Genomic DNA, 22,506 nt, shown 5'->3' on the forward strand with positions numbered 1-22,506 from the left:
TGCGGGCGGGGAACAGCGCGTCCGGCCGCGGCCGCGGCCGCGGCCGGAGGCGCTGGGGTGAAGGCCGCCGCTAGGTGTTGTCGCGGGCCTGGAACCGGGTGTCGAAACGTGCGGCGCCGTCCGGAACTCGGGCGAGCCTTTCTTCACCCTTGACGTCGATGGACCACAGTCGCAGCCAGCCGTCCCGGCTCGCCGCGTAAACCGCGCCGGATTCGACGCGCAGCATTCCCGGAGCATCGGGCTCGGGGAATTTACGGCCCACGTCTTCTACGGTCAGGATGGTGAGTTGGTCCCCGTGGTCGGTGGAGACATACGCACCGGGTCTGCGGTATCCCGCGCGGACGGTCCTCGCGATCGCCGCACTCGACTGGGTGAAGTCCAGCCAGTAGTCGCGATCCTCCGGCTTGCTGAAGTAGCTGCGCAAGTCGGCCACCTGGGGGGAGGTCGTGTACTCCCGCGCGATCAGCCGGGGGAGGAGCTGCCGCAGCAGCGCCACATTGGCCATCGTATGGGATTCCCTGACCTCGAGGGCCGTTTCGTGGCCGGTCAGCCGGATCGGCTTCTGCATGATGACCGGCCCACCGTCGATTTCCGGTGTCACATCGATCGCGGTCACCCCACTGTCGAGCTCTCCTTCTCTGACCATCCAGAAGAAGGGCGCCCAGCCGGCATAGCGCGGCAGCGGACTTGGGTGAAAGTTGACCGTGGTGACGGTCGGCACCGCCAGAATGTCGGGCCGGAGGATCTGCTGATAGTTGCCGATCAGGAAGTAATCCGGCTCCAGGGCCGCCAGTTCACTGATCACCGCGGGGCCGTTGACCTTGGCCGCGCGAAACACCGGAATGCCTCGTTCGCTGGCCTGCTTCTCGAGGTCGACCTGATCCTCTTCCCCGATGAAGTAGGGGCAGAGCTTTCCGGGCGGGCTGGTGACCACGCCGACGAGTTGGACCAGCGGGTGCTCGGCGAGAATGGACAGGAACGGCGAACCGAGCTTTGAGTTGACTTCGGAGAAGAGTACGACCCGGATCGGGTGTAACTCGCTCACTTAAGCCCACCACTTCCCCGGGACCATCTTCGCCGTCCAGCTCACGGCGTCGAAGATGGCGTAGCCGGGCTGGACGGGGAGGGGTTCGAGACCCGGGATCTCAAGGATTTCCAGGGCGAGCCGCTCGGTCAGGATGCCCTCGGCCATCGGCGGACAGGCGCCGAAGATGGGCATGCGCTCCATGTCGACGAACCAGTGGTCGATCATCTCGCGTCCCGGATAGGGCGGCATGACCGCGATGGCGCGCTCCACCAGCTTGTTGATGACCTCGGGCGTGAACTCGGCGTCCTCGGGGATGTCGTACACCTCCTCGATGGTCATCGAGTCCTTGGTGTACTTGTAGACGATGACCGTGTGGCCCACCGTCGGTATCTTGAGCATGAACTTGCACCGGTCGGACTTCCGGAATGCGCGGTGCAGGGCATACCGATTCTTTACCTGGTAGAACTCCATCTGGTCCATGACGTAGTCACAGCCGTCCATGAACTCTTCGGCCGAATCGGGCGTGATCCCCTCGGGGAACACGTCGATATTCACGTCCTTGGTCAGGTCGTACGTCATTTCCGCGACGACCTCGGCCTTGTTGCGGCCGATGGTCTTGACATCCGCCCCCATCTGCCGCTGCACATTGGAGAGCTCGAAGATGTCGGGGTCGGCGAGCTTGAGATTGCGGACTCCCATGCGGGCGAGCCGCATGGCGACCGCACCGCCGATTCCGCCGGTGCCGACGATTCCGATGACGGAGTCGCGAAGCTTCTCCTGGCGGGCCCGCTGCTCTTCTGGGGTGTTGCCGAGCCAGCCGAGGTTGCGGTCGACGCGCTCCCAGTAGAATTTCTCGTCGTAGGTGCCCCGATAGGTGAGCCTGTCAGCCATCGCGTGGATCCTCTCGTGAATGAGCGGAAAACTCAACGCACCTGGGCGCGGGCAAGGGGGTTGATTGATCCTTGTTTCCCTTGCGGCGCCTGCTGCCAAAAAGTTACCTGAAGAACAGTTCGGGACCCGCCTAAGTGTGCGGAAAACACAGGGTGTTGACCCGAACAAGGCAATCGGAATACTCTATTCCGTTCCGATGGGGAGTGAATCCATCGATCTCCCTGGATTCGCTGGAGGTAAAGATTCCGTTCCTGTAGGGAAGGCCGAAAATGACTGTGGAATTCCCTACTTCGGCGTGTCGCTCAGTTGGCGTCGGAGGGGCCGAGGTTATGGTGATCGACATGGGACGATCACCGGATTTCGGGCCTGATATCGCCACGGTGGCACAGTTGTTAGGGGATCGGACGCGTGCCCTCATGGTCGGTGAGTTGACAACCGGCCAGCCATTGTCAGCCAGTTCGCTGGCGGCCCTGGTCGGAATTTCCAGGCCGACCGCCAGCGAACATCTGGGCAAGCTGGTCGAAGGAGGCATATTGCATGTCGAGCGCGTCGGGCGGCACGCCTATTACCGGCTCGCGAGCCACGACGTCGCCGTCGCGCTGGACGCCTTGGCCTCGGTGGCCCCGGATCTGACGCTGCCCACCCCGCCGGCTCACTGTCCGAGTGTTCTGAGCGAGACAAGAACGTGCTACGACCATCTCGGCGGGAAGCTCGGAGTGGCGCTCACCGAAGCACTGCAGGAACAGGGTCTGATCCGCCGGGATGCCCAGCAATGGGAGGTCGAATTCGAGACATGGGACGAACGCCGCCCCCTGGGCATCACCTGTGAGCCGCTGAAGGACTCCCGGCGGCCCATCGTCCGTGGCTGCGCCGACTGGAGCGGGCCGAGCCACCACATCGCCGGCGGTCTGGCCGCGGCCCTGACCCAGCGTCTTTTCAGCCTCGGATGGCTGACGCGGGCCTCCAAGGACGACCGCACCGTCGCCCCGACGAGGGTCGGTCTGGCCGGGTTACGGAACACCTTCGGTCTGACACTGTGCGAACTGGGGCCTGCCCGATGACCACCGTCATCGACCAGGCCCCAGTCCATTCAGCGGCAACGCCGCGCCCGTGGCGGTCAGGCGTCGATCGTCCGCATGATTCCCTCCGGATACCGGTCTCCCGACACCGCGTCACCGGGCACCAGCGCGTCCAGCTCACCGACCTGGTCGGCGGTCAGTACGACGTCGGCCGCCGCCGCGTTCTCCTCCACGTAGCGCACTCGCTTGGTGCCGGGGATCGGAACGATGTACTCATTTTTGGCCAGGAGCCAGGCGAGTGCGATCTGCCCGGGGGTCGCTCCGGCCTCCTTGGCGAAGGCCTGGATACGGTCGAACAGGGCGAGGTTGCGGACGAGGTTTTCTCCCTGGAACCGGGGGTCGGTGTGCCGGTAGTCGTCGTCGGACAGCCCCTCCAGGGTGCGGACCGTGCCGGTGAGCATGCCCCGCCCCAGCGGTGAGAAGGCGACCAGTCCGATGCCCAGTTCCAGGCACGCCGGCAGAATGGCGGGCTCGTTGTGCCGGGCGAACAGCGAGTACTCGCTCTCCAGGGCAGCCAGGGGATAGGTGGCGTGCGCCCGCCGGAGCGTGTCCTCGTTGACCTCGGACAGCCCGATGTGGCGGACCTTCCCCTCGGTCACCAGCTCGGCCATGCCGCCGATGATCTCCTCAATGGGCATCGAACGGTCCCTGCGATGCAGGTAGTAGAGGTCGATGACATCGGCCTTCAGCCGACGCAGGGATGCCTCGCACGCCTGCTTCGCATACGCCGGGCTGGAGTCGAGAACGAAGCTGCCGTCCTTGGACCAGCCCTTGATGCCGAACTTGGTGGCGATCGTCACCTCGTCCCGGCGTCCGGCGATCGCGTCGCCGATCAGCTCCTCGTTGTGGCCCATCCCGGACACGCTCGAAACCCCGTACATGTCCGAGCTGTCGAGGAACGTCATGCCGATGTCGAGCGACCGGTGGATGGAGGCGATCGACTCACCCCGGTCGGCGGGACCGTAGTTCTGCGACATGCCCATGCAGCCCAGACCGATGGCGGAGACCTCGAGTCCGCCCAGCATGCGTGTCTTCATCGTGGTGTCCTCACTCTCACTCGGGGTGCAATTCGAGTTCGGCCGCGATCTCCACCGGTACGTCCCACGGCAGCCCGGCCACGCCGACCGCCACCCGGGCGTGGTAGCCGATGTCCTCGCCGAACATGTCGAGCAGCAGTTGCGAAGCCGGGTTGAAGACGGCGGGGAAGTCGAAGAAGCCGGGAACCGCGTTGGCCATGCAGTGCAGTCGGCACCACGCCTTCACCCGGTCCAGGTCCCCCACCGTGCGCTCGACGCTCGCGACCATGGACAGGACCGTCCGCACCGCGGCGTCCTGTGCCGAGGGGAGGCCGACGGTGTCACCGATCTTGCCGTAAGGCCCGGTGAGCTGGCCCTCCTTGCTGATCGGGACATGTCCCGAGATGAAAACCCGGGAGCCGACCACCCGCACCAGCTGGGCCGGAATCTTCACATCGGGGCTGATCGGGATGCGCCAGGGTTCCGGCAGCGACAGACCTCGCACCGCAAGCCGTTTGGACACCTCCTGGCTCGACACCCGGTCGGCGGCCGGCACCTGATGGTGCACTTCCTCGCTGGTCGTCGCGGACTGCGCCACTATGGATTTCCTCTTCTCGGCTTCTGTGCGGCTGATGTGTGTGCGACCTCAGGCGGTGCCCTCGGAGTACCGCGCCCGCAGGGTCTTCTTGTCGATCTTGCCGATGCTGGTCTTGGGCAGTGCGGCGACCGGCTCGATGGTGTCCGGGATCCATGAGGCCGCGACCCGGGAGGCCAGGAACTCGCGCAACTGGTCTCCGGTCACCGACTCGCCGTCCTCCGCACGGAGCACCACACAGGCCAGCGGACGCTCTCCGGTCTTGGCATCGGGGACCGCGACGACCGCGGCCTCCACCACGGCGGGGTGGTTGAGCAGCTGCTCCTCCAGCTTGAGCGAGGAGATCCACTCGCCGTCGGACTTCACCAGGTCCTTCATCCGGTCGACGATGCGGATGTAGCCCAGTTCGTCGATGACGGCCACATCACCGGTGCGCAGCCAGCCGTCCATGAACTTGTCGGGCTGGGCGCCTTCACGGGAGTACTCACGGGCGACCCAGGGGCCACGCGCCTGCAGTTCCCCCATGGTGTGGCCGTCCCGCGCCATCTCCGTCCCGGCGTCGTCGGCGATCCTCATCTCCACCAGCGGCAGCGGACGGCCTTGTGAGGTCGCGTAGTACCCGCGGGTCTCCTCGGTCGGGCTGTCGCCCACCTCCGCGGGGAGCCCGCTGAAGCTGCCGTGGCCGCTGGTCTCGGTCATGCCGAAGACCTGGACGATCGGGAACCCCACCTCTTCGTCGAACGCGCGCGAAATGGGCCGGGCGACCGGAGAGCCGCCGCACACCATGCGCTTGAGCGACGACAGGTCCGGGTGCTGGGCCCGCCAGTGGCCGAGCAGCCCGGTCAGCGCGGCGCCGAACCCGACGGCCACGGTGGGGCGTTCCTTCTCCACCAGCTCGCACACCCCGGCCGGGGTCAGATCACGGCCCGGCAGCACCAGCGCCGAGCCGTGCAGCGCGGCGGCGAAGGGCAGCCCGACCTGGCTGAGCCCCAACGGCACCAGGGCCAGCAGGGTCTCCGACGAGGAAAGCCCCTCCGCGTCGGTGAGGCCCGTGCAGAAGCTCTGCAGAACGGTGCTGCGGTGGCTGAAGACCACGCCCTTGGGGCGCCCGGTCGTACCGGTCGTATAGCTGGTGTGGGCCGGGGCGCTCTCCTCCAGCACCGGCCAGCTCTCCACCGGCTCCGCCGCGGCGAGCAGCGCCTCGTAGTCCAGCGCGTCTCCGTCCCGAGAGGTGTCGGTGGAGTCCGGCAGGACGATGACGCGTCGCGGGCGGCTCAGCTGCTTCTCGGCCGGCCGCCACTCGGAGAGGAGGCTGCGGTCACAGAGCACGATCGAGTCGTCGGCATGGTCCACGATGTAGGCGACCTGCTCGGCGGGGAGGCTGGTGTTCACCGTGTGCAGCACCGCGCCCATCGACGGTACGGCGAGATAGGTCTCGACGTGCCGGTGTGTGCTCCCGGCGAAGGTCGCCACCCGGTCGCCCGGCCGGATGCCCAGCTCCCGCAACGCCCCGGCCAACCGCCTGGCCCGCTCCACCACTTCGCCCCACGTCGAGCGGTGAAGGCCCTCCCCGACCCGGCTGACCACCGGCCGGCCGGCAAACAGCTTTTCGGCCCGACTCGTGATCATCGACGGGATGGTGAGCGGGACCTCCGGCACTGCCTGCTGCATCCGACTACCTTTCACATGAAGAGCACTCTGCCTGCGGGGGCGGGCCTTGAGCTCCAGTACGGGGTGCGTACCGGCTGCCCGTTCCAAGTATTCGGAATTACCGTTTGGCCGGGGCCGAAGTGTGTTGGTGATGGCGCGGCGACTGCGGGTTACCGCGCGGGCTGCCGTGCGGGTTACCGCCCGCCGAGCCCGCGCAGAAAGGTGTCGACCACCATGTCGGCGGCCTGGGCGTCGCTGAGCTGGGGCAGCTGCTGTGCGGCCAGGTGCATGAGCTGCGGCAGCAGCGAACTCGCCCAGGCGACAGGGGTGTCCGCGCGGAGCAGCCCCTCGGCGGCGGCGCGCTCGAGGAAGGCGTCGACCTCCCGGATCAGGCTGTCGCGCCGTTCGCGGATCGTCTCGTCGGCCCGCAACCGGGTGAGCTCCACGGGCCATGTGCGATTGACGCCGATGATCCCTTCGACGTACCGGTGCAGGGCCACGGCGACGGGGGCCTCGCGCAGCCTGGAATCCTCGATGGCCCGCGCGACGGCCTCGTAACGCGCCTCGTAGATGGCCGCCAGCAGTTCCTCACGGGAGGCGAACCGCCGATAGACGGTACGTCGGTCGACGCCGGCCTCGGCGGCGATGGCGGCGATGCTCGCGGCCGGATCGATGGCGAGCATGCGCGCCCCGGTCGTCAGGACGGCTTCCAGGTTGCGTGCTGCGTCTGCTCTCACGGGGTGAGCATAGCCCGGCATGTGGAACCTAGCCCAGGTAGTGCCTCGTCGTCGAGGCCATACAAGCCCTAAGTGCTACATTTGAGTGACAGATAGCTGGAGTGCCCCTTTCGGACCCTCGGGAGTGAACGCATGATCACCTACGACCGACTCTTCATCGCGGGTTCCTGGACCGCGCCGAGCAGCCCGGAACTGCTCGACATCCGCTCACCGCACGACCAGGCGCTCATCGGGCGCGCCGCCCAGGCCCGGCCCGCGGATGTGGACCGTGCCGTGGCCGCCGCCCGCGCCGCCTTCGACGAGGGTCCCTGGCCCCGTACGACGCCGGCGGAGCGGATCGCGGCCGTCCGGCGGCTCAACGCGCTGCGCGAGGCCGACGCCGAGACGGTCGCCGCGCTCATCTCCGCCGAGAACGGTTCGGCCGGATGGTTCACCCGGGCCGGGCAGTCAGGGCTCACCCGGCAGGCGGGCGCCTACTTCAAGGCGGCCGAGGAGTTCGGCTGGGAGGAGGCCCTGACGCCCTCCGACCCCGCTTCCCCCACCCGCAGCGTGGTGCGCCGCGAGCCCATCGGGGTCGTGGCCGCCGTCATTCCGTGGAACTCTCCGTTCTCCGCGGCCATGGCCAAGATCACCCCTGCGCTGCTCGCCGGTAACACGGTCGTCCTCAAGGTGTGCCCGGAGAACTCGCTGAGCATGGGATTCCTCGCCGAGCTGCTGGAGCGGACCGGTCTGCCGGAGGGGGTGATCAGCGTGCTGCCCGCCGACCGGGAGACCAGTGAGTACCTGGTGTCACGCCCCGGCGTGGACAAGATCGCGTTCACCGGCTCGACCGGGGCCGGCCGCAGGATCGCCTCCATCGCGGGCGAGCAGCTGAAGCGGTTCAGCCTGGAGCTGGGCGGCAAGTCGGCCGCCGTCATCCTGTCCGACGCCGACGTCGAGGCGGCGGTGCGGGGGCTCAAGTTCGCCTCCCTGCTCAACAACGGCGAGGCGTGCATCGCGCAGACCCGTATCCTGGCGCCGCGCAGCCGGTACGAAGAGGTCGTCGCCGCGCTCAAGGACCTCGTGGAATCGCTCAAGGTCGGCGACCCGGGCGACCCCGACACGTTCATCGGCCCGATGATCCGCCGCGATCAGCAGCAGCGCGTACGGGACTACATCGAACTCGGCATCGAGGAAGGCGCCCGACTCGTCACCGGCGGCCCCCAGGTCCCGCCGGGGCTCGAACGGGGCAATTACGTCACCCCGACCGTGTTCGCCGATGTCGACAACTCGATGCGGATCGCGCAGGAGGAGATCTTCGGCCCGGTGCTCGTCGTCATCGCGTACGACGACGAGGGCGACGCCGTACGGATCGCGAACGACTCGGCGTACGGCCTCTCCGGTGGGGTGTGGTCCGCCGACCACGACCGCGCGCTCGACGTCGCCCGCCGTCTGCGGACCGGCACGGTCACCGTCAACGGCGCGCCCATCGCCTTCGACGGCCCGTTCGGCGGCTACAAGACGAGCGGGATCGGCCGTGAGTACGGGGCTGTTGGGCTCGCCCAGTACGTCGAGTACAAGACCGTCGCCCTGTGACCGCCGCCGACAGGGCCTCCACGGCAGGAATCGCGTCACCCGTTTGACCGGTGACGCGACCTGTGCGACAGTCATCCCGCGGATCTCCTGCGACAGCAGGCCGACACCGGACGACGCGGAGGCTTCCAGATGATCAACAGGCGTACCTTCGGCAAGGCCCTGGGCACGAGCGCGGCGGCGGCCTCGCTGACCGGCCCGCTGGGCCTCCCGGCCGCCTCCGCCGCCACACCGAACGCCGCCGCACCGCACCAGGCCGCGACATCGGCCGTGCCCGCGGCCGTGCCCGGTACGCATACCGCCTTCCCCCGGCTGAAGCAGATCAGGGCCGGTCTGCTCGATGTCGGCTACGCCGAGTTGGGCCCCGCGCGCGGCCCCGCGGTCATCTGTCTGCACGGCTGGCCCTACGACATCCACAGCTTCGTGGACGTCGCTCCGCTCCTGGCCGAGGAGGGCTATCGGGTGGTCGTGCCGTATCTGCGCGGCCACGGCACGACGCGCTTCCTCTCGGACCGCACGTTCCGGAACGCCCAGCAGTCGGCCGTCGCCCTCGACATCATCGCCCTGATGGACGCCCTCAAGATCGAGAAGGCGGTGCTGGCCGGCTTCGACTGGGGCTCGCGCACCGCCGACATCATCGCCGCGCTCTTCCCCGAGCGGTGCAAGGCGCTGGTGTCGGTGAGCGGATACCTCATCACCAACCTCAAGGCCAACCTCGCGCCCATCGCGGCGAAGGCCGAGCACACCTGGTGGTACCAGTATTACTTCGCCACGGAACGAGGCCGGCAGGCCATGGAGGACCGGACCCACCGCCTCGAGCTGACCAGGCTGGTCTGGGAGACCGTCTCGCCGACATGGGACTTCGACGACGCCACCTTCGAGCGCACGGCCGCGGCCTTCGACAACCCCGACTATGCGGACATCGTCATCCACAACTACCGCTGGCGGCTGAGTCTCGCCGACGGTGAGCGCCGCTACGACGGTTTCGAGAAGCGGCTCGCCGCCCGGCCGTATATCGAGGTGCCCACCATCACCCTCGACCCCGAACGCGACCCCTTCACCGCGCCGGGCAACGGCAGCACCTACCGGGACAGGTTCACGGGCGCGTACGAGCACCGCACCCTGGAGGGCATCGGCCACAACCTCCCCCAGGAGGCGCCCACGGCCTTCGCCCAAGCAGTCGTCGACGTGGACCACTTCTGACCGCGGCTGCCCACCGGGGCATTCATATGCACTTCCCCGTCCGTTATCGACCACCTTCCTGTGTTCGCACTCCCGCGGCTCATAGCGTGCGCTCCATCACCCCCGTACCACCGCGTGGAGCAGCGCCATGTGCAGAAGACCCGATCAGTTCAGTGAGCCGCAGACCGGAACCCGCCGCCGTACCTTCCTGCGCACCACGGGACTCGTCGGCGCGGGCGTGGCGATCACCGGTCTTGAGGCGACGCCCGCCGGGGCCGCCGAACCGGCCGCCGAACAGGCCCCCGCCTGGCGCCCCGACGCCGACAGCCCGCGATTCACCGTGGCCGTCATGCCGGACACCCAGTACCTCTTCGACGGCGAGAGCATCCACTCGGCGCCGGTGGAGGCGTCCTTCCGCTATCGCCGACTGGGACAGCGGGCACAACGCCTGGTCGGCGCTGCTCAGCCGGCGGGGCCGCAGCGGCGATGCGGGAAAGAAGGGCGGCGACACGGATGAGCCGGTGGTCACCCTCTCGCTGTCCGACGGCCATGCGCTCCAGTGGGCCGTCTATCCGCAGAACCAAGATCGACCAGGTCATGAACGGCTGGATCGGCGACGTCCGGGTCGTGGACCGGGCGCTGGCGGTGCGCGACTTCATGTCCGCCTGAGCAGACGGACCACGACCCCCTTCGACGTCGGCGTCCTGCTGATGTCCGCCATGCTGTCCAACGGCACCAGGACGTTGGTCTCCGGGTAGTACGCGGCGGCACACCCGGGCGCCGTGGGGTAGGCGACCACTTGGAAGTCTTCCGCACGGCGCTCGGTCCCGTCCTGCCAGACGCTCACCAGATCGACCCGGTCGTCCTGCTTCAGACCGAGCGCACGCAGATCGGCGGGGTTGACGAAGACGACATGGCGGGAGCCGTGGATGCCGCGGTAGCGGTCGTTCGAGGTGTACGGGACGGTGTTCCACTGGTCGTGGGAGCGCAGACTCTGCAGGATGAGATGCCCTTCCGGTGCCTTCAGCATCTCGAACTCATTGCGGGTGAACATTGCCTTTCCGGTCGCGGTCACGAAAATTCCCTCGTCGACCAGGCTCGGAAGTCTGAAGCCGCCAGGTTTGATCACCCGGGCGTTGAAGTCGTGGAAACCCGGCACGACATGGGAAATGTGTTCCCGGATCGTTTCGTAACTCGTCTCGAAGCGCTCCCAGGAGACCGGCACTTTGTCGCCGAGGGTCCGCCGGGCCAGTCTGCTGAGAATCGTCACCTCGCTGAGCAGATGCTTGGAGGCGGGTTCCAGTTTTCCCCAGGAGGCGTGCACCTCGCTCATCGAGTCCTCGACCGTGACGAACTGCTCCCCGCCCGCCTGGATATCGCGTTCGCTGCGGCCAAGGGTGGGGAGAATGAGCGCGGTTCGGCCGCAGACCGCGTGTGAGCGGTTCAGCTTCGTGGAGATATGCGCCGTGAGCCGGCACTGGCGCATCGCCTGCTCCGTGACCGTACTGTCGGGAGTGGCCCGGACGAAGTTTCCGGCCAGGCTGAGGAAGACCTTCGCCCGGCCGTCGAGCATGGCCTTGATGGAGGCCACCGTGTCCCAGCCGTGCGCGGCCGGCGGGGTGAAGGAGAATTCCTTTTCCAGCGCGTCCAGGAATTCCTGCGGCATCTGCTCCCAGATTCCCATGGTCCGGTCGCCCTGGACATTGCTGTGACCCCGCACCGGGCATACGCCGGCCCCGAGCTTCCCGATGTTCCCGCGCAGCAGAAGAAAGTTCACCACCTCGCGAATGGTGGGAACGCTGTGTTTGTGCTGGGTCAGCCCCATCGCCCAGCAGACCACGATCCGGCCGCTGCGCAGCACCAGATCGCGCAGGTCCTCGATCTCGCCGCGGGCCAGCCCGGTAGCGGCGAGGACATCCGGCCAGGAGACGGTCTGGCGGAGGTGTTCGGCGAACTCGGCGAAGCCGCTGGTGTGGGAGTCGATGAAGTTCCGGTTGAGCACCGTACCGGGCGCGGCTTCCTCGGCCTCCAGAAGCAGTAGGTCAAGGGCTTGGAAGAGGGCGAGGTCGCCGCCGAGGCGGATATGGAGGAACTGATCGGCGATGGGGGTGCCGCGGCCGATCACGCCGCGGGGCTTCTGAGGGTGTTTGAAGCGCATCAGCCCGGCCTCGGGGAGGGGGTTCACCGCGACGATCCGGCCGCCCCTGCGCTTGCACTCCTCCAGCGCGGAGAGCATCCGCGGATGGTTGGTGCCCGGATTCTGCCCCACCACAAAAATCAGATCGGCGTGGTAGATATCCGTCAGGCTCACATCTCCCTTGCCGATGCCCAGCGTTTCGTACAGCGCCGCGCCGCTGGACTCATGGCACATATTGGAGCAGTCGGGAAGATTGTTGGTGCCGAAGGCGCGGGCGAAGAGCTGGAGGACGAAGGCGGCTTCGTTACTGGCCCGTCCGGAGGTGTAGAAGACCGCTTCGTTCGGCGAATCCAGCCCCCGCAGCTCATCGGCGATCAATTGCAGCGCACCGCTCCAGCTGATCGGCTCGTAGTGGTCGGCGTCGGGCGGCTTCACCATCGGCACGGTGAGCCGCCCCTGTTGATTGAGCCACTGATCGGATCGGCGGCCGAGTTCCGAGACCGGATACCGGCGGAAGAATTCTGCGGTGATACGGCGTGTCGTCGCCTCGTCATTGACGTGTTTGGCGCCGTTCTCGCAGTACTCGTTTCTGTGCCGCATCCCCGGTTCGGGCTCCGGCCACGCACAGCCGGGGCAGTCGAAACCCTTCACCTGATTCATATTCAGCAGCGTCAGAGCGGTACGCCGGGGCGATGTCTGGCTCAGCGAGTACTTGAGCGCGTTCGCCACCCCGGGGACACCGACGGCCCAGGTCTTGGGCGGGGTCACCGTCGCGTTGTCATCCTGCCCGTCCGCGGTCCTCGGGTCCTCCATCGCGGTGCACCTTTCGTCGGCCTGCGCCGGATCAGCCGCACGGCCAGTTCGGAACCTGTGGGCGCTCCTGTCCGGACTCGGGCTGCACATAGCCGTCCTTGATCGCGCCGCGCCACCTTCCGGTCTCGCTCCCCTCCTCTTCGATGAATTCCTTGAAGTTCTCCAGCTCGCCCTGGATATGGCGGCGGACGATGCCCAGGCCACCGCCGGCTCTTTCCATCACTCCGCTGGGTTTGAAGGACATCGCCAGCGTCACCCTGGAGCGGTCCCCTTCGAGCGGCTGGAACTCCACCCGGCCGACGTGCCTGGGTCTGCTTCTCCAGCGGCCCGAACGCTCGGGATGCTCCAGCGAGCGCCATCTCAGCCGCTCATCCGGACGTTGCTCCACGGTCTCGGCGTCGAACTCGCGGGTGACGCCGTACATCCTGGTGACCCAGTGGGTCATGCTGGACTGAGGCCGGTCGACGCGCTTCACCCCGTCCATGAAGCGGGGGAAGAGGGGGAACTGAGTCCACTGGTTGTAGGCGATATGGACCGGCACATCGATGTCGACCGAAGCCCGGATCAGGGTCATGGCGGCCTGCCTCTCCACAGCTGTGACGTGCGGAAACCTCGCAGCTGAGGCCGAACGCGTGATGAGGCGCTGGTGTGACCGAGCGAGTTCCCCGCACTCCGTCCGATGAAACAGACCGGCGCCGGGTACGGAAGTTTCCCTTCCGTACGACTCTTGGCAGGGCGCGAGACTCTGTTTATGGTGCAGTGCAATGCTACATGTCACTGGAGGACGGATGGGTCACCAGACCGTGGCGCCCCTGCGGGGCTCACGTGTGCGCATCACCGGGGGGCTGCTGGCCGACTGGCAGCGGCGCAACCGCGAAGCCACCGCGCCGCACACGCTCGAGCAGCTGAGGAAGGCGGGCAATCTCGACAACCTCCGCCGACTGCTGCCCGAGGTGCCCGAGGAGAAGCGGCGCACCACGCCCTATCGCGGGCGGTACCCGTTCCTGGACACCGACCTCTACAAGACCTTGGAGGGGCTGGTCTACGAACTGGCGCTGCCGGACGACGACGGCGGCCGGCAGACGATGCGGGACTTCTACGAGGAGACCGTGGACCTGCTGGAGCGCGTCCAGGCGCCGGACGGCTACCTCAACTCCTTCTTCCAGGACCCCGACTGTGCCAAGGCCCCCTGGGAAGACCTTTCCTGGGGCCATGAAATGTACAACCTCGGTCACCTCATCCAGGCCGCCGTCGCCGCGCACCGGCAGCTCGGGGACAGACGGCTGCTGGACGTGGCCGTACGCTTCGCGGATCTGGTGGTGGAGCGCTACGGACCGCGGGGCGAGGATGCGGTCTGCGGCCACCCCGAAGTCGAAATGGCCCTGGTGGAGTTGTACCGGGAGACCGGCGAAGAGCGGTATCTGACCCAGGCCCGGCTGTTCGTCGACCGCCGCGGCCGGGGCACCGTGCCATCGCGGGGCATGGGCTCCGCGTACTTCCAGGACCATCTGCCGCTGCGCGAACTCCCGTCGGTGACCGGACACGCGGTGCGGATGGTCTACCTGGCCGCGGGCGCCACCGATGTGTTCCGGGAGACCGGCGACCGGACACTGCTCGACGCGCTGCGGCGGCTGTGGGACGACATGGTGGCCACCAAGCTGTATGTGACGGGAGGTCTTGGCAGCCGCCACTCCGACGAGGCTGTCGGTGACCGTTACGAACTTCCCTCCGAGCGCTCCTACAGCGAGACCTGCGCGGCCATCGGCACCATGCAGTGGGCCTGGCGGATGTTCCTGGCCACCGGCGACGCCCGCTATCCCGACGTGCTGGAACGCGTCCTGTACAACGCGTTCGCCGTAGGCCTGTCAGCGGACGGACGCGCCTTCTTCTACGACAACCCGCTGCAGCGGCGCCCCGACCACGAGCAGCGCAGCGGGGCCGAGGAGAGCGGCGAACCGCTGCGCCAGGCATGGTTCGGCTGCCCCTGCTGCCCGCCCAACGTGGTGCGCTGGATGGCCCAGCTCGCGGACTTCCTCGTCGCGGAGCGGGAGGGAGAGCTGCTGGTCGCGGGGTACGCCGAGGCCGGTGTGGACGGGGAGGAGGTCGCGCTGGACATGGTGACCGGCTATCCGTGGGACGGCGAGGTGCGGCTCACCGTGCGCCGGGCGCCCGACCGGCCGTACCGGATCTCGCTCCGGGTGCCCGGCTGGGCGGACACCGGGCGGGTCCGGCTCACGGTGGGCTCGGTGGTCGAAGAGGCTGTGGCCGGGGACGTGGCGGACGGCTGGCTGAGCGTCGAGCGCCGCTGGCACCCGGGCGACGAACTGCGGCTGAGCCTGCCCATGCCGGTCCGCGGCCATGTCTCCCATCCCTACCTGGACGCGACGCGCGGCACGGTCGCGGTGGCCCGGGGGCCGTTGGTCTACTGCGTGGAGCAGCAGGACTGCACGGCCGGAGTCGACGATGTGCTGATCGGCGCCGAGCACATCGCGGCCGCCCGGACCGTCGCCGCCCCGGAATCCGACGGCGCCTTGGCGGGGGCGCCGCTGATCAGGATCACCGCGGATGTCGCGCCGCCGCCCTCACTCGAGCTGTACCCCGTGCTCGCGACCGGTCCGCAACAGGACCGGCCCGACACCGACACCGCCGAGCTGACCCTCGTCCCGTACTTCGCATGGGGCAACCGAGAGCCCGGCCCCATGCGGGTGTGGATCAGAAACACCTGATCACCCCCCCTGCCTGTACATCCCTCCGCCTGTACATCCCCCTGCCTGTATCTCCCCCCACGCGTACGTCCCCCTGCGTACGTCCCTTGTCCGCCCTCCCTCACTTCCGGAGAAGGTGCCATGAGAAGAGCTGTCCTGTCCTGCGCCGCCCTCTGTACCGCCATTCCCCTGACCCTCACCGCCTGCAGCGGAGGTGGCCCCGCCGCCTCCGGCCAGGCCAAGCCCACCGCGGACCCCGCCACCGGCGGCACCGTGCACGTCCTGGGGAAGGCCGATTACTCGCATCTCGATCCGGCACGCGGTTTCGACGGCGGGGTCAACAACTTCTACCGTCTGGTCTACCGCACCCTCACCACCCGGGAGGCGGCCGGTCCGCACAGCGACGGGACGAAGATCGTCGGAGATCTGGCGACCGACACCGGCCGCCCGTCCAATGACCAGAAGACTTGGACCTTCACCCTCAAGAAGGAGCTGTTCTTCCAGAACGGCGCCCCGATCACCAGCCAGGACGTCAAGTTCGGCGTGGAGCGGGCATGGGATCCCGACGCGGGCATCGGCTCGCCGTACGCCAAGCAGGTCATCGCCGCACCCGCCGACTACAAGGGCCCCTACCAGTCCGGCGATCTGGACACCATCGAGACCCCGAACGATCGCACGATCGTCTTCCATCTCAAGAAGTCCTACCCGCAGTTCTCCAGCGTGGTCGCACAGCCGAACTTCACCCCCTTCCCCAAGGGCACCGGCGCCAAGGCCGCCTTCGACACCAAGCCGATCGCGTCCGGTCCGTACCAGGTGGACAGCTACCGGCGGGGCGCCACGCTGGAACTCGTCCGCAACAAGCACTGGAAGCGCTCCTCCGACCCGGTGCGCGCCGCCCGCCCCGACGGTTTCGTCTTCACCTTCGGACTCGACCCGGCCACCATGGACGAGCGCCTGATAGCGGGTCAGGGCAAGGACATCAACGCCATCGGTGCCATGGTGCAGCCCGCCACCATCGCCCGGCTCCGCACCCCGCAGCTCAAGCCGCGCACGCTCGGCAATGTGACAGGCTGCACCACGTACATGAGCCTGAACACCACCAAGGGGCCGCTCAAGGACGTCCGGGTGCGCCAGGCGATCGAGTACGCCGTCAACAAGCAGACCACGGTGGACGCGCTCGGCGGCTCCACCCTGGCGACCGCGGCCACCTCCATCCAGCCCCCGTCGATTCCCGGCCGCGATGCCACGGATGTGTATCCCTCCAAGGACGGCACCGGCGATCCGGCCGCCGCCCGCAAACTGCTGGCCGAGGCCGGCCAGTCCAAGGGCTTCACTCTCACCGTGGACGCCCGGGCCGCCGCCACCGAGCAGGCCGTGGCGGTGGCCGTCCAGCAGGGGCTGAAGCGGGTGGGCATCAAGGTGAAGATCAACACCATTGACACCTCGACCTTCTACGAGGTCATCGGCACGCCCTCGCAGCAGCACGACGCGGCGCTCACCGGCTGGTGCCCGGACTGGCCGGGCGGCACCACCTTCCTGCCGCCGCTGTTCGACGGACGGCTCATCTCAGCCAAGGGCAACTCGGTGCTCTCCATGCTCGACGACAAGAAGATCCAGAAGCGCATCGACGAGATCGCGGGGATGGATGACGAGACGGCACAGAACGAGGCCTACGGCAAGCTCGACGCCGAGATCATGAAGCTCGCCCCGATCGTGCCGCTCAACTACACCAAGACCGTGCTGGTGGTCGGCAGCAATATCGCGGGCGCCCACACCTCGATTTCGTTCAGCGGCGGAATCGACCTGGTCGGCATCGGCCTCGCCGACCCGAAGAAGTAGCCCGCATGGCGACCACCACCCTCCACGAGGCGCAGCCGCAACTGCCCTCGGCGTCGACCGGCGCCGCGCCGCCCGGCGGCACCGCACGACGTGTGCTGCGCGAACTGCGGCGCGATATCGGGGCCGTGCTCAGCACCGCGTTTCTCGTCCTGATCATGCTGATGGCCCTGTGCGCGCCGCTGATCGGCACGCTGACCGGCCACGGCCCGGACACCTTCGACAGCGCGGCCGTCGACAAGGACCTGGGCGGACTGCCCAAGGGGTCGCTCGGCGGCATCAGCGGCGACCACTGGCTGGGCGTGGAACCGCAGAACGGCCGCGACATCCTGGTCCGGATCGCCTACGGGGCGCGGATCTCGATGCTGATCGCCGTCTCCGCGACCCTCCTGACCACCGTCATCGGCGTGGTGCTCGGCCTGCTGGCCGGGTTCTACGGCCGCTGGGTGGATCAGGTCATCTCCCGGCTGATGGACTTCCTGATGGCCTTCCCGGCCCTGATCTTCATGATCGCGGTGCTGTCCGCGCTGCCGGCCGGCAACCGTCCGGTGCTGCTGGTGATCGTGTTGAGCGTCTTCGGCTGGCCGTATCTGGCGCGTGTGGTGCGCGGTCAGACGCTGACCCTGACGGGCCGGGAGTTCGTCGAGGCGGCGCGGTCCTCCGGGGCGAGCAGCCGGGCGCTGATCTTCGCGGAGATCCTGCCCAATCTGCGCAGCACCATCATCGTGATGACCACGCTCGCCGTGCCCGGATACATCGGCACCGAGGCCGGACTCTCCTTCCTCGGCGTCGGGGTCACCCCGCCGACCGCCTCCTGGGGGCAGATGATCGCCAACTCGGTCAGCTGGTACCAGGTGGACCCGATGTACTTCGTGATCCCCGGAACCTTCCTCTTCGGCACCGTGCTCGCGCTGACCGTGGTGGGCGACCGGCTGCGGCACGCCCTGGACGCGGGGGAGGCCTCCTGATGCTCCGCTACGTCGCCGGCCGGCTCTCGTGGGTGCTGGTCATCCTCCTGTCCGTCTGTGTGTTCACCTATGTCATCTTCTTCCAGCTCTCACCCGATCCCGCGGTGATGATCTGCGGCAAGACCTGCACACCGGAGCGCATCGACACGATCCGCACCTCCCTCGGCCTCGACCGCCCGTTCCTCCAGCAGCTGTGGGACTTCCTGCGCGGCATCGTGGCCGGACGGGACTACGGCTCGGGCGCCAATCTGGTCCACTGCCCCGCCCCCTGCCTCGGCTACAGCTTCCAGAGCGGCCAGTCGGTGTGGGAGATGGTCCTCGAGCGGCTCCCGGTGAGCGTCACCGTCGCCGTCGGCGCGGCCGTGCTCTGGCTGCTCGGCGGGGTCACCATCGGGCTGCTGAGCGGGGTCAAGGAGGGCACGTGGTGGGACCGCTCCACCATGGCGCTGGCGCTCGGCGGCTCCAGCATCCCCCCGTACGTACTCGCCCTGGCGCTCCAGTACCTGCTGGTGGTCAAGTGGCAAGTGCTGCCGTTCCCCGCGGCGATCCCGTTCGGCGACGATCCGGTGGCCTGGTTCCAGTCGTATCTGATGCCGTGGATCGTGCTCGCCATCGGATACGCGTGTCTGTACGCCCGGATGACGCGGGCCAACGTCATCGACACCCTCGCCGAGAACTTCATGCGCACGGCACGCGCCAAGGGGCTCGGACCGGTCCTGATCCTCCGCCGGCACGCGCTGCGGCCGGCGCTCACCCCGATCGTCACCATCTTCGGGATGGACTTCGCCGGTCTGCTCGGCGGCGCCCTCATCACCGAAACCGTCTTCGGCCTCAACGGCGTGGGCAAGATGGCCTCGGACGCGATCGCGAAGAACGACCAGCCGGTGATCATGGCGGTCACGCTGCTGGCGGCGTTCTTCGTGGTGATCGGCAACGTCGTGGTCGATCTGCTCTATACGGCGCTGGACCCGCGCGTAAGGACCACCGCGTCATGACCGCATCCCCAGCCCACCGGGCTGACTCGGCCAAGTACGCGGACCTGCTGGCGGTCGAAGGTCTGACCGTGACCTTCCCGACCACCCGAGGACCGGTTGACGTCGTCCGCGACAACACCTTCACTCTGCGGAACAACGAAACCCTCGGCATCGTCGGCGAATCCGGCTCCGGCAAGTCCATGACGGCCCTCGCCGTCATGGGGCTGCTCCCACGGGGCGCGCGCACCAGCGGCAGCATCCGGTTCCGGGGCACCGAACTGCTCGGCCGCCCGGACGCCGAGCTGCGCCGGCTGCGCGGAAACGTGATGTCCATGGTCTTCCAGGACCCGCTGTCCTCACTCAACCCGTACTACACCGTGGGCCTCCAGATCGCCGAGGTCTACCGCTGCCACCGCGGCGGCTCGCGCCGCGCGGCGCGAGCGATGGCCATCGACGCACTCGGCCGGGTCGGCATCCCGGACCCGGCCGAGCGGGTCGACCGCTATCCGCACCAGTTCTCCGGCGGACAGCGGCAGCGCATCATGATCGCGATGGCGCTGATCTGCGAACCCGCCCTGCTCATCGCGGACGAGCCCACCACCGCGCTGGACGTCACGGTGCAGTCCCAGATCCTCGAGCTGCTGGCCGAGCTGAAGCGGCAGACCGGCACCGGCATGCTCTTCATCACCCACGACCTGGCGGTGATCGCCACGATCGCCCAGCGGGTGCTGGTGATGCGCGAGGGCGAACAGCTCGAATACGCCGACACGGAGCGGGTCTTCTCCGCGCCGCGCCACCCCTACACCCGGATGCTGCTGGAGAGCATCCCGCGCATCGACGACGAAGCACAGGAGGAAGTCCGGTGACCGGCAGCCGAGCTGAGGTACGGCCCCTGCTGCGCGCCCGCGATCTCACCAAGCGCTTCACCACGCGGGGCGGGGGCGGTCCGCTGGGGCGCAAATCGGTGTTCACCGCGGTGGACTCGGTCAGCTTCGAGGTGTTTCCGCACGAGACGCTGGCGCTGGTGGGCGAGTCCGGCAGCGGGAAGTCCACCACCGCGCGGCTGGTGGCGAAGCTGATGGAAGCCACCGAGGGCACCATCGAGTTCGACGGGCGGGACGTCACCCATGCCCGCGGGCCCGAACTGGCCCGCTTCCGCAACGACGTCCAGGTCGTCTTCCAGGACCCCTTCTCCTCGCTCAACCCCCGCCACACCGTGGAGCGCATCCTCACCGCACCCCTGGTCTACCAGGGACTCCCCATCCCCGGGGGGCGGCGGGCCTTCGCCGGGGAGCTGATGGAACGGGTCGGTCTCAACCCGGACCATCTGCACCGTTACCCGGCGCAATTCTCCGGCGGACAGGCCCAGCGGATCGGCATCGCCCGCGCCCTCGCGGTCGGCCCGAAGCTGGTGATCTGCGACGAGGCGGTCTCCGCGCTCGATGTGTCGGTGCAGGCCCAGGTGATGGACCTGCTGCTGCGCCTGCAGCGGGAGAGCGGCTTCTCCTACCTCTTCATCGCCCACGACCTCGCCGTGGTGCGCCGGATCTCGCACCGTATCGCGGTGATGAAGCAGGGTGTCATCGTGGAGTCCGGCCCCTGCGCGGAGGTTTTCGACGACCCCCGGGACCCGTACACCCGCACCCTGCTGGCCGCGATACCCCGTATCGACCCGGAATGGGACCGCCGGCGCCGCGAGGGCGCCACTGAGCACGCGTCCACCACCGCCTCAGCCGAGGAGCTGCCATGACCGACGACCTGACAACCCGCTCCCGTACCGCCACGGACACCTCTGCCACGGAAACCCCTGCCATGGACACCCCCGCCACTGCTGCGGAGGCCCCCGCGCCGCAGTCCTCGCCGCGGTCCACGCAGCTGGACCCGCGGATGCCCCGGCTGGCCGGGCTGCCCTCCTTCGCGGCGTTCATGGCGGAGGGCTGGGACACCCCCGACCGCAGCGCCCGGACCGTGCCGGGAGCCGCGGAGGCCGCCGCACACCACCGGGCGCGGCTCAGCGCCGCCCACCCGGGAGCGGCGATCGTGGTGGCCGCCGGGCGCGCTCCGGTGCGTTCCAACGACACCAACTACGACTTCCGCCCGGACAGCGACTTCTACTGGCTGACCGGGTGTGGCGGGGTGGAGCACGGCGTACTGGTGCTGCGCCCCGTACCGGGGGGCCATGACGCGACCCTGCACCTGCCCGCCCCGGCCCGGCCCGGGGAGACGGGGTTCTTCGCCGACGCCGCGCACGGCGAGCTGTGGGTCGGTGGCGCACCCGGGCTCGACGAGTGGAGCGAGGCGCTGGGCCTGGACGTCCGCCCGCTCGACGAGCTCGACACCACGCTGGCCGGGCTCAACAAGCCGCTGCTGACCGGTGGGCTCGACCCCGACACCGCACACCGCCACGGCCTCGCCGCGTCCGCCGATCTGGGCCGTACCCTGTCCGAACTGCGCATGGTCAAGGACGCCTGGGAAATCGAGCAGATGCGGCAGGCCGTGGACCGCACCGTCGAGGGGTTCGCCGCCGTGGTGCGCGAGTTCCCGGCGGCCATCGCGGGCGGCGGAGAGCGCTGGCTGCAGGGCACCTTCGACCGCTACGCCCGCACCCACGGCAACGGCCCCGGCTACGCGTCCATCGTGGGCAGCGGCGCACACGCGGCCACGCTGCACTGGGTGCGCTGCGACGGCCCGGTGGCGGAGGACAAGGCGGTGCTGCTGGACCTGGGTGTGGAGACGAACAGCTACTACACCGCCGATGTCACGCGCACCTTCCCGGCCTCGGGCCGGTTCAGCCAGGCCCAGCGCGACGTGCACGACCTGGTGGAGCGGGCGCACCGGGCGGGCCTGGCCGCCGTCGCCCCGGGCCGGGACTTCGCCGACTTCCACACCGCCGCCATGGAGGTGGTGGCGCGGGGCCTCGCCGACTGGGGGCTGCTGCCGGTCTCCGTCGACGAGGCGCTGTCCCCGGAGGGCCAGCACCACCGGCGCTATCTGGTCTGCGGCATCGGCCACCACCTCGGTCTCGATGTACACGACTGCGCGCGGGCGGACTACGCCGCGTACCAGGGGGCGAAGATGGCGCCCGGCATGGTGCTCACGGTGGAGCCGGGGCTGTACTTCCACGAGCACGACCGCACCCTCCCGCCGGAGCTCCGCGGGATCGGGATGCGCATCGAGGACGATCTGCTGGTCACCGAGGAGGGCGCGGAGGTGCTGTCCGCGGCGCTGCCGCTGGACGCCACGGGTCTGGAGCGCTGGATGACGACCCGCTGAGCCGCATTACCCGTAACCATCAGTGGTATGTAACATTGCACTCTCTAGAAG

General features: G+C 68.4%; 18 protein-coding genes and 1 pseudogene. 11 read left to right on the top strand and 8 right to left on the bottom strand.

Going from position 1 to position 22,506, the window contains the following annotated elements:
• Positions 1–70 precede the first annotated feature (70 nt).
• Both ACFV2X_RS18590 and ACFV2X_RS18595 read right to left on the bottom strand, forming a co-directional pair.
• The gene (locus tag ACFV2X_RS18590) at positions 71–1,045 is read right to left on the bottom strand and encodes a methionyl-tRNA formyltransferase (protein WP_385617462.1); all 975 of its coding nucleotides are present in this window, start codon (positions 1,043–1,045) and stop codon (positions 71–73) included.
• Positions 1,046–1,918 carry a ThiF family adenylyltransferase gene (locus ACFV2X_RS18595; protein WP_385617464.1) on the bottom strand — a complete coding sequence of 291 codons (873 nt, stop codon included), beginning with the start codon at positions 1,916–1,918 and terminating at the stop codon, positions 1,046–1,048. It lies immediately after the preceding gene.
• 329 nt (positions 1,919–2,247) lie between these two features.
• Between ACFV2X_RS18595 and ACFV2X_RS18600 the strand changes: the two genes are divergently transcribed.
• A complete protein-coding gene (locus tag ACFV2X_RS18600; RefSeq protein ID WP_385617466.1) occupies positions 2,248–2,979 on the top strand; it encodes an ArsR/SmtB family transcription factor in 732 nt (243 codons plus the stop codon).
• 56 nt (positions 2,980–3,035) lie between these two features.
• Here ACFV2X_RS18600 and ACFV2X_RS18605 read toward each other — a convergent pair whose 3' ends face one another.
• The 4 genes from ACFV2X_RS18605 to ACFV2X_RS18620 all read right to left on the bottom strand — a co-directional run bounded on the left by ACFV2X_RS18605 (position 3,036) and on the right by ACFV2X_RS18620 (position 6,941).
• Positions 3,036–4,034 (bottom strand): aldo/keto reductase, encoded by a 999-nt coding sequence (locus ACFV2X_RS18605; protein WP_385617468.1) that lies wholly within the window; start codon positions 4,032–4,034, stop codon positions 3,036–3,038.
• A gap of 16 nt (positions 4,035–4,050) precedes the next feature.
• Positions 4,051–4,611 carry a RidA family protein gene (locus ACFV2X_RS18610; RefSeq protein ID WP_385617470.1) on the bottom strand — a complete coding sequence of 187 codons (561 nt, stop codon included), beginning with the start codon at positions 4,609–4,611 and terminating at the stop codon, positions 4,051–4,053.
• 48 nt (positions 4,612–4,659) lie between these two features.
• A complete protein-coding gene (locus ACFV2X_RS18615; protein WP_385617472.1) occupies positions 4,660–6,279 on the bottom strand; it encodes a long-chain-fatty-acid--CoA ligase in 1,620 nt (539 codons plus the stop codon).
• Positions 6,280–6,452: 173 nt separating this feature from the next.
• Positions 6,453–6,941 (bottom strand): TetR/AcrR family transcriptional regulator, encoded by a 489-nt coding sequence (locus ACFV2X_RS18620; protein WP_385617587.1) that lies wholly within the window; start codon positions 6,939–6,941, stop codon positions 6,453–6,455.
• A gap of 186 nt (positions 6,942–7,127) precedes the next feature.
• Here ACFV2X_RS18620 and ACFV2X_RS18625 point away from each other — a divergent pair, with 186 nt between their 5' ends.
• From ACFV2X_RS18625 to ACFV2X_RS18635, 3 genes and pseudogenes are all read left to right on the top strand, one after another.
• The gene (locus ACFV2X_RS18625; RefSeq protein WP_385617474.1) at positions 7,128–8,570 is read left to right on the top strand and encodes an aldehyde dehydrogenase; all 1,443 of its coding nucleotides are present in this window, start codon (positions 7,128–7,130) and stop codon (positions 8,568–8,570) included.
• A 129-nt stretch (positions 8,571–8,699) separates the two neighbouring features.
• The gene (locus ACFV2X_RS18630; RefSeq protein ID WP_385617476.1) at positions 8,700–9,770 is read left to right on the top strand and encodes an alpha/beta fold hydrolase; all 1,071 of its coding nucleotides are present in this window, start codon (positions 8,700–8,702) and stop codon (positions 9,768–9,770) included.
• 127 nt (positions 9,771–9,897) lie between these two features.
• Positions 9,898–10,170: pseudogene (locus ACFV2X_RS18635) on the top strand (Tat pathway signal sequence domain protein); the annotation flags it as partial.
• Positions 10,171–10,404: 234 nt separating this feature from the next.
• On the opposite strand, the gene ACFV2X_RS18640 reads toward ACFV2X_RS18635, so the two are convergent.
• Positions 10,405–12,699 carry an FdhF/YdeP family oxidoreductase gene (locus ACFV2X_RS18640; RefSeq protein ID WP_385617477.1) on the bottom strand — a complete coding sequence of 765 codons (2,295 nt, stop codon included), beginning with the start codon at positions 12,697–12,699 and terminating at the stop codon, positions 10,405–10,407.
• A gap of 31 nt (positions 12,700–12,730) precedes the next feature.
• Entirely contained in the window at positions 12,731–13,273 is a 543-nt protein-coding gene (locus ACFV2X_RS18645; RefSeq protein ID WP_385617479.1) for an SRPBCC family protein, read from the bottom strand.
• 214 nt (positions 13,274–13,487) lie between these two features.
• Between ACFV2X_RS18645 and ACFV2X_RS18650 the strand changes: the two genes are divergently transcribed.
• The 7 genes from ACFV2X_RS18650 (at position 13,488) to ACFV2X_RS18680 (ending at position 22,455) form a co-directional block, all read left to right on the top strand.
• Positions 13,488–15,425 carry a glycoside hydrolase family 127 protein gene (locus ACFV2X_RS18650; RefSeq protein ID WP_385617481.1) on the top strand — a complete coding sequence of 646 codons (1,938 nt, stop codon included), beginning with the start codon at positions 13,488–13,490 and terminating at the stop codon, positions 15,423–15,425.
• Positions 15,426–15,545: 120 nt separating this feature from the next.
• A complete protein-coding gene (locus ACFV2X_RS18655; protein ID WP_385617483.1) occupies positions 15,546–17,243 on the top strand; it encodes an ABC transporter substrate-binding protein in 1,698 nt (565 codons plus the stop codon).
• Positions 17,244–17,248: 5 nt separating this feature from the next.
• Positions 17,249–18,208 (top strand): ABC transporter permease, encoded by a 960-nt coding sequence (locus ACFV2X_RS18660; protein WP_385617485.1) that lies wholly within the window; start codon positions 17,249–17,251, stop codon positions 18,206–18,208.
• Positions 18,208–19,203 (top strand): ABC transporter permease, encoded by a 996-nt coding sequence (locus tag ACFV2X_RS18665; RefSeq protein ID WP_385617487.1) that lies wholly within the window; start codon positions 18,208–18,210, stop codon positions 19,201–19,203. Before ACFV2X_RS18660 ends, ACFV2X_RS18665 begins: the two co-directional genes overlap by 1 nt.
• Entirely contained in the window at positions 19,200–20,048 is an 849-nt protein-coding gene (locus ACFV2X_RS18670) for an ABC transporter ATP-binding protein (protein WP_385617489.1), read from the top strand. The genes ACFV2X_RS18665 and ACFV2X_RS18670 overlap by 4 nt, the downstream gene beginning before the upstream one ends.
• Positions 20,045–20,932: an ATP-binding cassette domain-containing protein gene (locus ACFV2X_RS18675; protein ID WP_385617491.1), complete on the top strand. Its 888-nt coding sequence runs from the start codon at positions 20,045–20,047 to the stop codon at positions 20,930–20,932. Before ACFV2X_RS18670 ends, ACFV2X_RS18675 begins: the two co-directional genes overlap by 4 nt.
• Positions 20,929–22,455 carry an aminopeptidase P family protein gene (locus tag ACFV2X_RS18680; RefSeq protein WP_385617493.1) on the top strand — a complete coding sequence of 509 codons (1,527 nt, stop codon included), beginning with the start codon at positions 20,929–20,931 and terminating at the stop codon, positions 22,453–22,455. Before ACFV2X_RS18675 ends, ACFV2X_RS18680 begins: the two co-directional genes overlap by 4 nt.
• The last annotated feature ends 51 nt before the right edge of the window (positions 22,456–22,506 follow it).

Source organism: Streptomyces sp. NPDC059679 (assembly GCF_042734105.1).
Lineage (GTDB): Bacteria > Actinomycetota > Actinomycetes > Streptomycetales > Streptomycetaceae > Streptomyces.

Excerpts from the sequence above, each read along its gene's own strand:
- ACFV2X_RS18595 (WP_385617464.1), bottom strand. The coding sequence starts at position 1,918 with ATGGCTGACAGGCTCACCTATCGGGGCACCTACGACGAGAAATTCTAC.
- ACFV2X_RS18600 (WP_385617466.1), top strand. The coding sequence starts at position 2,248 with ATGGTGATCGACATGGGACGATCACCGGATTTCGGGCCTGATATCGCC.
- ACFV2X_RS18605 (WP_385617468.1), bottom strand. The coding sequence starts at position 4,034 with ATGAAGACACGCATGCTGGGCGGACTCGAGGTCTCCGCCATCGGTCTG.
- ACFV2X_RS18615 (WP_385617472.1), bottom strand. The coding sequence starts at position 6,279 with ATGCAGCAGGCAGTGCCGGAGGTCCCGCTCACCATCCCGTCGATGATC.
- ACFV2X_RS18620 (WP_385617587.1), bottom strand. The coding sequence starts at position 6,941 with ATGCTCGCCATCGATCCGGCCGCGAGCATCGCCGCCATCGCCGCCGAG.
- ACFV2X_RS18625 (WP_385617474.1), top strand. The coding sequence starts at position 7,128 with ATGATCACCTACGACCGACTCTTCATCGCGGGTTCCTGGACCGCGCCG.
- ACFV2X_RS18630 (WP_385617476.1), top strand. The coding sequence starts at position 8,700 with ATGATCAACAGGCGTACCTTCGGCAAGGCCCTGGGCACGAGCGCGGCG.
- ACFV2X_RS18640 (WP_385617477.1), bottom strand. The coding sequence starts at position 12,699 with ATGGAGGACCCGAGGACCGCGGACGGGCAGGATGACAACGCGACGGTG.
- ACFV2X_RS18645 (WP_385617479.1), bottom strand. The coding sequence starts at position 13,273 with ATGACCCTGATCCGGGCTTCGGTCGACATCGATGTGCCGGTCCATATC.
- ACFV2X_RS18650 (WP_385617481.1), top strand. The coding sequence starts at position 13,488 with ATGGGTCACCAGACCGTGGCGCCCCTGCGGGGCTCACGTGTGCGCATC.
- ACFV2X_RS18655 (WP_385617483.1), top strand. The coding sequence starts at position 15,546 with ATGAGAAGAGCTGTCCTGTCCTGCGCCGCCCTCTGTACCGCCATTCCC.
- ACFV2X_RS18660 (WP_385617485.1), top strand. The coding sequence starts at position 17,249 with ATGGCGACCACCACCCTCCACGAGGCGCAGCCGCAACTGCCCTCGGCG.
- ACFV2X_RS18665 (WP_385617487.1), top strand. The coding sequence starts at position 18,208 with ATGCTCCGCTACGTCGCCGGCCGGCTCTCGTGGGTGCTGGTCATCCTC.
- ACFV2X_RS18670 (WP_385617489.1), top strand. The coding sequence starts at position 19,200 with ATGACCGCATCCCCAGCCCACCGGGCTGACTCGGCCAAGTACGCGGAC.
- ACFV2X_RS18680 (WP_385617493.1), top strand. The coding sequence starts at position 20,929 with ATGACCGACGACCTGACAACCCGCTCCCGTACCGCCACGGACACCTCT.